Annotated in this window: 13 protein-coding genes; 9 read left to right on the top strand and 4 right to left on the bottom strand. The window is 63.3% G+C overall.

Features of this window, described 5'->3' with window-relative positions; all coding sequences use genetic code 11:
* Window positions 1–13 precede the first annotated feature (13 nt).
* Window positions 14–919, top strand: coding sequence for a LysR family transcriptional regulator (locus AC3IF1_RS04510; RefSeq protein WP_243969382.1), 906 nt, complete (start codon window positions 14–16; stop codon window positions 917–919).
* Between the two features lie 139 nt (window positions 920–1058).
* Here the strand turns inward: AC3IF1_RS04510 and AC3IF1_RS04515 are convergent, their stop codons facing one another.
* Complete coding sequence (locus AC3IF1_RS04515; protein WP_243969383.1) at window positions 1059–1973, bottom strand: LysR family transcriptional regulator; 915 nt, start codon at window positions 1971–1973, stop codon at window positions 1059–1061.
* A gap of 103 nt (window positions 1974–2076) precedes the next feature.
* Between AC3IF1_RS04515 and AC3IF1_RS04520 the strand changes: the two genes are divergently transcribed.
* The 8 genes from AC3IF1_RS04520 to AC3IF1_RS04555 all read left to right on the top strand — a co-directional run bounded on the left by AC3IF1_RS04520 (window position 2077) and on the right by AC3IF1_RS04555 (window position 8382).
* Window positions 2077–2583 (top strand): YybH family protein, encoded by a 507-nt coding sequence (locus AC3IF1_RS04520; protein WP_243969385.1) that lies wholly within the window; start codon window positions 2077–2079, stop codon window positions 2581–2583.
* A gap of 179 nt (window positions 2584–2762) precedes the next feature.
* Entirely contained in the window at window positions 2763–3155 is a 393-nt protein-coding gene (locus AC3IF1_RS04525; protein ID WP_243969387.1) for a YybH family protein, read from the top strand.
* Between the two features lie 16 nt (window positions 3156–3171).
* Window positions 3172–3576, top strand: a complete 405-nt coding sequence (locus AC3IF1_RS04530) for a DoxX family protein (protein WP_489216157.1) — start codon at window positions 3172–3174, stop codon at window positions 3574–3576.
* Window positions 3573–4100, top strand: coding sequence for a YybH family protein (locus AC3IF1_RS04535; protein WP_243969390.1), 528 nt, complete (start codon window positions 3573–3575; stop codon window positions 4098–4100). The genes AC3IF1_RS04530 and AC3IF1_RS04535 overlap by 4 nt, the downstream gene beginning before the upstream one ends.
* A gap of 39 nt (window positions 4101–4139) precedes the next feature.
* A complete protein-coding gene (locus tag AC3IF1_RS04540) occupies window positions 4140–5108 on the top strand; it encodes a zinc-binding alcohol dehydrogenase family protein (protein WP_489216158.1) in 969 nt (322 codons plus the stop codon).
* A 68-nt stretch (window positions 5109–5176) separates the two neighbouring features.
* Complete coding sequence (locus AC3IF1_RS04545) at window positions 5177–5641, top strand: nuclear transport factor 2 family protein (protein ID WP_243969394.1); 465 nt, start codon at window positions 5177–5179, stop codon at window positions 5639–5641.
* A 112-nt stretch (window positions 5642–5753) separates the two neighbouring features.
* Window positions 5754–7610: a mechanosensitive ion channel family protein gene (locus AC3IF1_RS04550; RefSeq protein WP_489216159.1), complete on the top strand. Its 1857-nt coding sequence runs from the start codon at window positions 5754–5756 to the stop codon at window positions 7608–7610.
* A 325-nt stretch (window positions 7611–7935) separates the two neighbouring features.
* On the top strand, window positions 7936–8382 hold the full coding sequence (locus AC3IF1_RS04555; RefSeq protein ID WP_243969426.1) for a MarR family winged helix-turn-helix transcriptional regulator: 447 nt from the start codon (window positions 7936–7938) through the stop codon (window positions 8380–8382).
* Window positions 8383–8564: 182 nt separating this feature from the next.
* On the opposite strand, the gene AC3IF1_RS04560 is transcribed toward AC3IF1_RS04555, so the two are convergent.
* The 3 genes from AC3IF1_RS04560 to AC3IF1_RS04570 form a co-directional block, all read right to left on the bottom strand.
* A complete protein-coding gene (locus AC3IF1_RS04560) occupies window positions 8565–9113 on the bottom strand; it encodes a PAS domain-containing protein (protein WP_489216160.1) in 549 nt (182 codons plus the stop codon).
* A 482-nt stretch (window positions 9114–9595) separates the two neighbouring features.
* Entirely contained in the window at window positions 9596–10477 is an 882-nt protein-coding gene (locus tag AC3IF1_RS04565; RefSeq protein WP_489216161.1) for a class I SAM-dependent methyltransferase, read from the bottom strand.
* Window positions 10478–10950: 473 nt separating this feature from the next.
* On the bottom strand, window positions 10951–12024 hold the full coding sequence (locus AC3IF1_RS04570; protein ID WP_489216162.1) for a WcbI family polysaccharide biosynthesis putative acetyltransferase: 1074 nt from the start codon (window positions 12022–12024) through the stop codon (window positions 10951–10953).
* Window positions 12025–12063: the final 39 nt, after the last annotated feature.

Consider the following 12063-nt stretch of genomic DNA (forward strand, 5'->3'; position numbering starts at 1 on the left):
GCGAGATGCAGCAATGCGGCGTGGTACCCTCGACGATCTCGCGGCCTTCGCGGTTGTGGCGCGCACCCGCAGCTTCACGCGCGCGGCTGCCGAGCTCGGCCTGTCGCCCTCGGCCCTCAGCCACGCGATGCGCGGTCTTGAAGCCCGGCTCGGCGTTCGCCTGCTCGCGCGCACGACCCGCAGCGTCGCTCCAACACCGGCGGGGACTCAGTTGCTGCGCTCGCTCGATCCCGCACTCTTAGAGGTGGAACGCGGGCTCGCCGCGCTGGCTGACTGGCGCGGTGAGCCGTCCGGCAGCCTCCGGCTGACGACGTTCGCTTACGCTGCCCGGGCCGTGCTCCAGCCAGCACTCCCACGCTTTCTCCTCGACCATCCTGCCGTCGCGGTCGAGGTCGTGATCGATGATCGCCTCACAGACATCGTCGCAGCCGGGTTCGACGCCGGCATCCGCTTCGGTGAGACGGTGGAGCGCGACATGGTGGCCGTTCGCGTCGGCCCGGATCTGCGCACGGTCGTGGTGGCAACACCGGACTACTTTGCGCGTCATACGGCACCGGAGACGCCTTACGATCTGGAAGCGCACAACTGCGTCAACTATCGGCTGATCGGCGGGGGCGGCCTGCTGCCGTGGGAGTTTCTGAACGCCGGGCGCGAGGTGCGTGTGCGCCCACGCGGTCAGCTCGTCGTGAACGAGGGTGACCTTGCGGGTGCGGCGGTGCGGGCGGGAGCGGGATTGGGTTACATGCTGGCAGACGAGGTCGCGGACGACCTAGCGACTGGGCGGCTGGTGTCTGTGCTGGACGCTTGGTGCTTACCCTTCCCCGGGTGTCACCTCTACTATCCCAGCCGGCAGGTTACACCCGCTCTGCGCGCCCTCATCGATGCACTGCGCTCGCTGGGGAAGGCCGCTGCCGAATAGGAGCGGTGCCGGATCGTGGTTTCACTCTGCCCAGTCGCTCATCTGCAAGCAGCCGGACAGCGTCCGACCGGTCCGCGCAAGCCCATCCTTCGACAGCTGTGCACTGCCGTCCGCGCGCGTCAGAGGCCAATCCGGATCATCAGGTCGGCAGGTCGGGGAAGAGCGTCGGCATCAGTTCAATGGCGAAGTCCTTGAACAGGCGCACGGGTCGTGACAGCTGGCGGTGACCAAGATGTACCAGCGACAGGTCGAAGGTCCGGAACCGCCAGTCCGGCATCACCTCGACCAACCTGCCGTCCCGCAGCAGCTCCGGTTGGACCACTGGCGGCAAGTCTCCGATGCCGGACCCTGCCAGCAGCGCGGTGGCGAGCCCGATATAGTCGTTCATCGTGAAGTGCGGCTGGAAGGTGATGGTCTCCCGGTCCGCATGTCCGGCGCGGATGAACGTCCAGCGATGGTCCGGCTTGCTCAGCGAGAACGCCAGGAGCCGGTGATCGTACAGGTCTCGCGGCACGTCCGGCGCTGGGCACGCCGCCAGGTAAGTCGGGCTCGCCACGAGACGGTGGCGATAGGTGAGAACGCGACGCGCGACCAAACCCGAGTCGCGAAGGGGGCCGAACCGAAAGGCGATGTCGATGCCTTCCGCGACCTGGTCCACGTGCCGCTCCGTGACCAGCACCTGGACGCGCACGTTCGGGTGGGCGGCCTGGAACGCGCCCACGAGCGGTGCGACGAGCGTATCGGAGATACTCGGGAGCGCCGCAACCCGCAGCAGGCCCGAGATGGACGTCATCTGGTTCGAGACGATGCCGGCGACCGCGTCGCTGATCTCGACGCTGCGCCGGGCGTGCTCCAGCACCTCCGAACCGAGGTCGGTCAAGCGCAGGCTGCGCGTCGAGCGCTCCAGCAGACGGACACCGAGTTGTCCTTCCAGCTCCGCGACACGCCGGCTCACGGTCGAGACCGGCACCCGGAGCTGTCGCGCGGCCGCCGAAAAGCTGTTGGCTTCCACGACCTTGGCGAAGACCAGCAGTGCGTTCAGATCGAGCTTCATTATCCCAGATCTGGGAAGGTGTTTTCCGCAATCGCGGTCTTATGGGCAGATCATCGGTTGCATATCCATGCGGCACCGTAAACCGGTGGCTGGAGCGCCCGGGATGAAATTTCGGTTCGTCATTACGTCGCCGCTGTTCCTGCTCAGTTGCCTTGTCAGCGGTCCAAGCCTGGCTCAATCGAGCGATGGAGCCCCTACCACACAGCGCGCGGTGACCGACGAGGAGGCCATTCGCGCCGTGCTGGCCTCGTACAACGCTGCGCTCAACGGCGGTCAGACGGCCGCGGTACTACCGCTCTACACGCCAGACGGCATCTTCATGGCTCCCTACAGCCCGTCGTTCATCGGCCAGACGGCGATCCGCAAGGCGTACGACGCCGTCTTCGCCGAACTGAAGTTCGGCGTGAGGTTCGACATCGCCGAGGTGGTGCAGATGGCGCCGGCCTGGGCGTTCGTGCGCACCAACTCGGCCGGGACGACCCTGCATCACTCGACCGGCAAGACCACTGCGGAAGCCAACCAGGAACTGTTTATCTTCCGGAAGGGTGACGACGGGCTCTGGCGGATCGCACGCTACAGCTTCTCGCCCACGAAGCCGCCTCGACTTTAGCTCCAGCGCACGAGCCGAACCCGGTTCCCGCACAGTGCACGCGAACATTGCGGCGGTGACCTGGCTGGTCTCTCGGGCTGGCTTCCGCCACCGGAGGCGACCTTCCCGATCTGCTTTGTGACGCCGCTCATGCGAGCGGAGGCCAGTTCATGAAACTCCCACGATCAGAGGAAGACACCATGGATGTCGACGAACAGGCCATCGCGGCCGTGCTGGCGCGGTACGCCGAGGCCGCCAACAACTCGGATGCCACGGCCGTGGCAGAACTCTATACCGACGACGCCGTGTTGATGGCTCAGAACAGTCCGTCCGCGGTCAGCAAGGCGGCCGTGCACGCCGCCTATGCCGGGATGGCCGGGGCGATCAAGCTCGACATCACCTTCGAGATCGCCGAGATCCGCCTGGTCGCCCCTGATTGGGCGTTCCTGCGCTCGACCTCGACGGGCACGATCCGCCTCCTGCAGCCCGGCATCGAAATCCCGGAGGCCAATCAGGAGCTGTTCCTGTTCCGGAAGGTCGATAGCACCTGGAAGATCGCCCGCTACAGCTTCTCCACCGTCCTGCCGGCGTAGGCGTGAGGCGCTCGCGATGACCCTCACCCTGTCGAGATGGGCCGATGCGCCCGCCCGCACGCTGATGTCCGCGCTGTTCCTGCTCTCGGGCATCGGCAAGCTCACCGCCGTCTCGGCTACGCAGGGCTACATGGCCGCCTACGGCGTTCCGGGCGTGCTGCTCTGGCCGGCGGCCGCGTTCGAGATCGGCTCCGGCGCACTGCTTCTGCTCGGCCTCTGGACGCGTCCGCTCGGCGTGCTGCTGGCCGGCTGGTGCCTGTTGACCGCGGCCATCTTCCACACGGCGTTCGCCGACCAGAACCAGCTGATCAATTTCCTGAAGAATCTCGCGATGGCGGGCGGCTTCCTGCAGCTCGCCCGCGCCGGCGCCACCAGCCTCAGTCTCGATGGCCGCCGGGTCGGTACAGGTGGAAGACCATGATGAGCCTCACGACTATCCTGCGCTCCAGCGTCATTGCGGCGGTCTTGGGCGCAGTCCTCTTCCAACCCCTCGCGCATGCAGCGATCGAGCCTGGACCGAACTTCACCTTCGCGACCGACCCGGCGGTCGCGGCGCAGCAGCGGTCGGCCTTTGATGTGGTGCATCGCTACGAACAACTGCTGAATGCCGGCGACACGACCGGCATCCTGGCGCTGTTCGCACCCGACGGCATCGCGGAGTGGAACGACAAGCCCACCTTCTCGACGCTTCAGGAGAAGAGGGACGCCTACGATGCCCTATTCCAGATCGCCAAGTTCACGACCATGTTCGGCTACGCCGGCATCGACGTTCACGGCGACACGGCGGTGGTGCGTACATACCACCACAAGGGCGCCACGGTGTTGGAGGGCGGCAAGGAAATTGTCGACCTGAACCGCGAGGTCTTCGTGCTGCGCAGGATCGACGGCAGGTGGCGGATCAGCCTGTACATCTTCAACACCAACCCCGTGCAGGGCGAGGGCTAAGCGCAGCCTCGCATGACAGGAGGGTGGCTCATGGCGACGATGAAGGCGGCGGTGATCCGAGAGGCCGGCGATGCGGGCGCGCTGAAGGTCGAGGCGCTTCCAGTCCCCGAACCCAGGGACGGCGAGGTTCTGATCCGCGTGCGCGCCTTCGGCCTGAACCGGTCCGAGTTGTTCACGCGCCGGGGCCAGTCGCCCGATGTCGTGTTCCCGCGCGTGCTGGGCATCGAGGCGGTCGGCACGATCGCGGCGGCTCCCGGCGGGGAATTCCGCGACGGTGAGACTGTCGCGACGGTCATGGGCGGCATGGGGCGCCAGTACGACGGAAGCTACGCCGAGTATGTCCGGGTGCCGGCCGGCCAAGTGCAGGTGGTGCGTACTGATCTGCCCTGGGCGACTCTCGGCGCGCTCCCTGAGATGCTGCAGACGGCTTGGGGCTCGCTTTTCACGGCCCTGCGCCTGAGGGCAGGCGAGCGCCTGCTGATCCGGGGTGGCACCACGTCCGTCGGGCTTGCCGCCGCCGCCATCGCAAAGGCGCATGACGCTCATGTCGCCGCGACCTCGCGACGGGCGGACCGCGCAACCCTGTTGCGCGAGGCCGGTGCGGACCAGGTCTTCGTCGACACCGGCCGCATCGTGGCTCAAGTCAGGGAAGTCTGTACCAGCGGCGTCGACAAGGTTCTCGAACTCGTCGGCACCACGACACTGGAAGACTCGCTGCGTTGCGCCAAGCCGGGCGGCATCGTCTGCATGACCGGGATGGTGGGCGATCGCTGGTCGCTTCCAGACTTCAGCCCGATGGACGCGATCCCCAGCGCGGTCTGCCTGACGACCTACGACGGCGGCGTGGCCGACTTCATGCGCACGCCGCTCCAGGAACTCGTCGATCAGGTCGCCGCGGGCACGCTGCGGGTGCAGGTCGGGCGGACGTTCCGGCTGGATGAGATCGCCGAGGCGCATCGCTGCATGGAGGAGAACCGCGCCGGCGGGAAGATCGTGGTGCTGGCCTGACCGTATCAGGTCGACGCCCTTGCCGCATGCCCGGCGCGGGATGTCCGGCTGACCGCGAGGAGAACGTGATGAACGCCCTGACGCCGACCGAGACCGTCCTCGCCGTCCTGAGGAATGCGACTGACCCGGCCACCATCGCCGCGCTGGTCGAGCCGGACGCCACCTACGTCTCGCTGAACTACGACAATCCAGAGCTGAGTAGGATCATGCCCTGGTGCGGCACGCATGCCGGTTCGCAATCCATCCTGGCGACATTCGTGGACGTGAACCGCCACTGGGGGATTCTGGCCTTCGACGTTCTGGAGGCATTCGGCACCGACGAGCGGGTCGCAGTGTTCGCGCGGTGCACCTTCCGCTCACGCGTCATGGACAAGCGGATCACGTCTCCGGTCGCCGTCCTCGCCAAGGTCAGGGATGGCAAAGTCACACACATGCAGTTCATGGAGAACACGTTCGGTACGGCCTCGACGTTCAGAAGTGGGGGCTCCTGGACCTTCCGGGCCGATCCAGAAGGAACGGAGGTGACGATCTAAACCGAGGCGGTGCCGCGACGCATGAGGTGGTGTAGGAGGGCATGACGACCCCGGCGGCAACGGTGTCGCATCTTCTCGTGTGTGGGTCGCGATTCATGCGCGCAAGCCGGCCGTGATAAGATCTCGCCGCTTCTGGTGCCTGGCGGCCCTCGCTGTCCTGTGCGCTTTCCCGACGGCACCAAGTGCGCAGACGCTCCAGCTCGGCTTCGGCGGCCTCGCCCTCGGCCGCGACCTGGACGAGCACCTCCGCTCGATCCGAGATAGAACGGGCGATCTGGTCGAGGCTGCCGCCGGGGTCCCCGCAGCGACTAGCCAAGCCGCCTCAACGCTCGTTGCAGACGAGCAGACGAGCCCGATTGGCTTGGCTGCGCGCCTCCTCATGCTATGGTTCGGAGGGTGGCTCGCTGAGCGCCTGTTCTTCCGCTGGTCCGCGACGTGGATGCGCCGGATCGCCGACAGCCCGCTGGCCACCGTGCGACAGCGGGCCGTCGCCCAGGCCCAGCGTCTGCTGTTCGCCCAATGCTTGGTCCTGAGCTTCGCGGCGGGTGCCTGCCTCGCCTACCTCGCTGCGGCACCCCCGGCCGCCGCCGGCGTCATGGCGCTGGACGTGCTGCTCGCCATCGTCGCCGTGCGCACCACGCGCGTGCTCGGCCGCTTTCTGCTCGCCCCCGGTGGCCCGCGGCTGCGTCTCGTCGCCCTGCCGACGGACGCGGCTTGGCGCGCGCAGCACGGGGTCACGGTCGTGGCTCTCACCCTGGCGGCGGGGCTCTTATGGTCGGCGCTGCTGCGGCTGGCTGGCGCCGGCGCGGCCGTCGCCGACGCGGCCACGAGCCTGAGTCTGCTGCTCGCTGCCATCCTGATTCCGGCGGTCGTCTGCGCCGTCGTCCTGGTGCGGCGCGGAGCGGACAGACGTCCGCCGCGCCCGGCGATTGTGGCGCTGGCCCTCGTCCCCATCACCGCGTGGCTGCTGGCCCAGGCCGGCCTCTCCGCCGTGGCTTGGGCTGCGCTGGTGCTGGGCCTCGCGCCGGCGCTGGCGTTGGCGCTCGGCGACGCCGCGCGCACGATCGCGTTCGGTCCGAACCGCTTGGGAGCGCTGACACGCGAGGAACGCATCGTCGCCCACGCCGCCCGCAACGTCGCGTTGATCGCGGGACTGCTGCTGGTGGTTAGGGGCGCGCCCGGGTCCGAGGAAGGCTTAGGCGCAGCCGCTACGACCCAGATCGTGTTCACCCTGCTGATCCTACTCGGCGCCGACCTTGCCTGGCAGATTGTCCGCAGCTTGATCGACCGTGGTCTCGCCCGGGCGGACGGCGACTCGCGCACGGATCGCCTCGCCACCGTCCTGCCCGCCCTGCGGACGGTGGTGCTTGTCGCGCTCGCGGTCACGGCGACCCTGAGCATCGCCTCGACCTTCGGCCTGCAGATCGGCCCGCTGCTCGCCGGGGCTGGCGTGGTTGGCCTGACGATCGGCTTCGGGGCGCAGGCCTTGGTCCGTGACGTCATCGCGGGCTTCTTCCTGCTGCTCGACGACGCGTTCCGAGTCGGCGAGACGATCGAGAGCGGCGGCCTGCAGGGTCGGGTCGAGGCGTTCTCGCTGCGCTCGGTCCGACTGCGCGACGACAGCGGGCACATGCATACGGTGGCCTTCGGCGAGCTGAAGGCGGTGACGAACTTCTCGCGCGACTGGGCGGGGCTTGAGGTCCCGATCTACGTGCCACACGGCGTGCCCTACGAAGCCGCAGCTGGCGTGATCACGGCGGCCATCGCGGCGGTGGAGGCCGACGAGACGCTCGCTACCCTGCTCACCGCGCCGCCCGCGTTTCTGGGTGCGACGGCCCTGTCCGAGGCGTCCGTCAGGATGGCCGTGCTGGTCCGGACGGTGCCCGGCAGCCAGGGGCGGGTGAGATCGGATCTGCTGCGCCACGTCCTGTCCGGCATGGCCGGAGCAGGCATCCAGCTGAATAGCTGACCGGTCGAACACCGCGAATGGCGTGCGCGATAACGGACTGGTGCCTCAAACCGATGGCCAGGGCGACCGTGTCCGTTTCAGCGCGGGATCAATCAGAAGCAGTCATTCGGCTTTCGGCCAAACCCAGCCGCTTGGGCGAGCGCCTCTGAACGACTGGGTCCGGTGGATAGGCGCCGGTCCGCTTTCGGGCGACTTTTCGCGGATGCGGACGCTCAGAGAGCGGGAAAGGCAGGCCTGTTAGGCGCGTTTCCCGCCGCACAAGATACAGCCCGTTGACAATGTCTTTCACGCGTGAATGATTAAAGTCTGAATGGAGCAGCGGCCAGTGGCAACGTCGACGAAGCAACGCGGCCTGCGGCTGGACGACCAGCTCTGCTTCGCCCTCTACGCCGCTACGAACTCGGTCGTGCGCGCCTACAGGCCGCTACTGGGCGAGTTCGGGCTGACCTACCCGCAGTACCTCGTCATGCTGGCGCTCTGGCAGGATGGCGTGACGGCAGTGCACGACCTCGCCGCCCGCCTGCAACTCACGTCCAGCGCGATTACGCCCTTGGTCGACCGGCTGGAGGCGGCTGGCTTCGTGATCCGGACCCGCGCCGCGGACCGGCGCATCGTCCTCGTCGCCCTGACGGAGGCGGGCCGCTTGCTGGAGGACCAAGTCGCGACGGCACAGCAGGCCGTGGTCTGCCGTACCGGCCTCGGCGACCGCGAGCTCGCCGACCTGCGCCAGGAGTTGAAGGATCTCGCTGACCGCGTCGCCGCAACGGGCTGAGAATGCACCGCGCGCAGGTGGGCGGATGATGCGCCCCGAGTGGGCGAACTGAAACCGCGAGGGTTCGACGCCGGCCTGGCCGACGACCCACGCGGACCAATCGAGGGCCATGCGCAACTGCAGGTGCCTTCCATGCTGTCGGCTCGCTCACGCCGTCCACGCCCGTGCCGCGGCCTATGCGGTCAAAATCGTGCGAGCGCGCGGCCGATTTCGAACAGAAGGAACCCTGAAAGCTTGTGCAGGTCCGTATAGCCACTCTGCTTGAGAGCTAGATGTATCTCGATGCAGCGATCCGCGGCAGCAACCAGTGAGTCCTCGATATCTTGATTCATTGAGGCCGGTGGAGTGAAGGGGCCCTGATGACTATCAGTGGTATCGATATAAATGCCGAGGCCCTGCATGAGGCCAAACCCGTTGCGCACTAGGGCGCCCCGATTGAGCACCCAATGGACCTCGCCGCGCTCATCCAAGACACGGAATTCGGCTGAGAACGGACCGCCGGTCTGTCGCACATAGCTGATGCGGTCAAACAACCAAGTTCGGTCATCCGGATGCGTGCGGTACAGAGCAGCTTCGAGGGAAAGCGGCTTGCCAGCGAGACTGGCGCTACCGGCCAGCAGGGCTGCGGCGCCTACATCGAGCACAGAGCGACCTGCAGCAACATTCGTGCTCCAAGTGCCGATCAGCCCTGCCGCCTGAAGGGCGTACTTAGCCATACTGAACGACACCATCAACTTCCCCCAACCGTACAGAGCACCCGACCGCCAATCGGCTCCATGCAGCACATTTCTCAACACATGTTTATCCGACTGGAAAGCTCAGATTGCATGAGGCCGATTGACGCTACTTCCAGTTGAATAATCCCGACGACTTAGTAGCAAAGGGCCTCGTGGAAACGCCCGGATGGATTTAAGGCTACAAGATCGGCGCACCGCAATAGCCAGGATAGATGCTGGCTGGGCAGAAAACCACGTGGATCACCGGCAAGGACGCTCGGTGTCGAGACAGCGAAGTTGGCATTTTTGGAAAAGAGGCAAAAAGCCGTGGCTTGAAACTTCTTAGGACCAACAATTGCTCGTATGGGCGGCTCAACCTCTTGAAGATGGAGTTTTCCGCCAACCGTATGTGGCCTCCATCCGCCCAGAAGCTTTCTTTGTCCGCAAATTACGGATCGCAGGCATGTATTTTTTCGCCCCCAGAATTGCTGGGGTGGCTAAGGCGAAGCGACCCGTCGAGCAACGATTGCTGCACGCGGCATTAGAGGACGGAGGCCGCCAAACTCGTCGGGCGTCCCTAAGAAGACGTCTTCATAAATTCTCTCGATCTCAAAACCGCAAATTTGTAAGATCCGTCGGTAGGTACCGATCGTGTATGTCCAAAAGATATAGTTATGGTCAGGGAAATTTGGCGATCCATTGAAGCGCGCCATTGGCTCTTCGCCACAAATGTAGTCGGTGTTGATGACGAGACGCGTGGTGCAGATTTTTGATACGGAGCCAATTGCGCGGACGGGATCGCCGAGGTGCTCAAGAATAGCTCCAAGAATCACAACATCAAATACTCCGATCCCTGCTGGAAGATCATACACGTCTCCATATACAACTTTTGTGTTAGAGCCCTGATCGGCATGAGTGTACCAGTAAGCGTTCTTCCAAGCCTGCATAGCGTGATCATGATTCCGCACCCAAGATGCATGATCGACCATGTAGAGGCTGCCCGCAAACGGCAGCAAATGTTGGCGCTTCGCCGTATCCTGGTCGAAACTGACTACTTCGCACGCACCAGCCTGTTCTGCGGAAAACGATAGAAATCCACTCGCCGTTCCGACGTCGAGGACGCGGCAACCATTGAGGCTGACATGCCCAATGTAATCGGAAAACCGGCCACGAAGATCCCACGCGCCCTGTGCTACACTGCCGTCTCTAAAAGTCATGGTATGGTAGAAAAAACAGTCTTTTAAGTCTGCCTGTGATTGTCGAGGTTCGTAAGGAGCAAGCTCACTTGATTGTATTCGGGCTCGTACTGTCATCATAAAACCTCGAGTCAGGTCGGACAGGGCATAGGTGCTCAGGCTCGGGGATTGATTTGCTAACAATCAATACGTATCGGCGAAGACTGAAGCAAATCACTTTTGTTGGAATAAATACATATGAAAGTTGTATTGTTAGTCAAAAACTATATTACTCGACAGACACAGGAAAATATGCATTGATTTGTATGAATTGTTTTATAAATCTGACGACTTACGAAGGGGGTCGATCGATTTACGATGCCATTGGATGAAACCAGCAATGGGAATGGCAACAACGAACGATTATGTATATCCCAATTTCACATTTTTAAGATTCATGCCACAAAGACATGACGGATACGGACCGGTGGTAATTCCCGCTTGAATACAGGGTTATCGGGCTCGAACCGCCGCGGTGAGCGACGAGCGCTTTGATATAACGAATGAATTCATCCACCATATACTGAGTCTGGAGATATCCGGATCTCGCAGTGATCGTTCGCCCATGGACGCGAATGCACAATGTCAATCGCGGGCTGAACCGTTATCCCCCACCCCTACGACCTAAAAATCCAATCCCCTGTGCGGAAGCGGCTCAAGCCTCCGAGGCGACGAGCAAGGATCCCACCGCCGTGACCACTCAGTGCCGCCAAGACGTCGCCTGTGAAATGGTCACTCCCCTCATCGATCGCCCAGCGGCGCATGAGGACCTGAGTAAAAATCGGAAGGTCGACGGGCGTGGATACGTCGGGGCCCCTCGCGACCGAGCTCGCCCAGGTCGGGCGGCATGCCGTGGCCAGAACGACGTCGCTCCCTTCCATCCTCTCTTGGCGCCTTTCCCGGCCAGCCTCGAAATGTAGGGCGAGGAAAGCATTGACATCCATCGCGCTTAACGGCTGCGTCTCCGAACACCACGATGTATCGTTGAAAGTTAGCCCCATTTCAGAAGCGATCCGGGGCAAGATCGGCGTTCGCTCCTCGGGCTGCAGTTCCGGAAGGTTCGATGGCCAGGCCGACACCAGCGGTGTACCGACAAGCGCCTCGATTTCATTTAAAATATATTGATACAGATACGTCGTCGGGTGATCAGGAATCAGAAACAATCGACGATCGTGGTAATTGTTTAATATAAAGTCGCTCACCCTGATTTCACATTTGGAGCCAATTTCCTGGTCAATGATTCGATTGGTAGAATACTCATAGCTCAATTTAATAGTTTCGGACGACGGAAATTCGTTAAGCGCGAAGTAAACAAAATCATCGAAGTTCGTGAAATTACAGGAACTTGAGACGAGTTCAGGAAAGTACCAGCCGTGATGGCCCCAGAAAAGCTTTTTCTGCGCGCTAGGCGCGTAACCATGCCATTCCAGCCACGGAAAGCGGATAGCCTGCACGTTGGCCGCCAAGCATGCCTCGTCGAGGAAGCTGGTGTTATACTCACCCTTATTGCTAATGGGCGAATATATAACCGCGTCGTACGCAGGCAGACTTTCATAAGGAAAAGACTTGCCTGAATTGATCAGCTGAAAATTCACGAGGCACTCGACTTGGTGCCGGTGAGCGGGTCCCAGCTCATCTATCAAACGCTTGATGATGACAGCATGGCAACCGCCGTAGAGGAGTAATTTCATGAGCGTATCCGCGTGATAACCAAAATCGCTGAGATTAAC

The sequence above is a fragment of the Methylobacterium sp. E-012 genome (assembly GCF_057836545.1).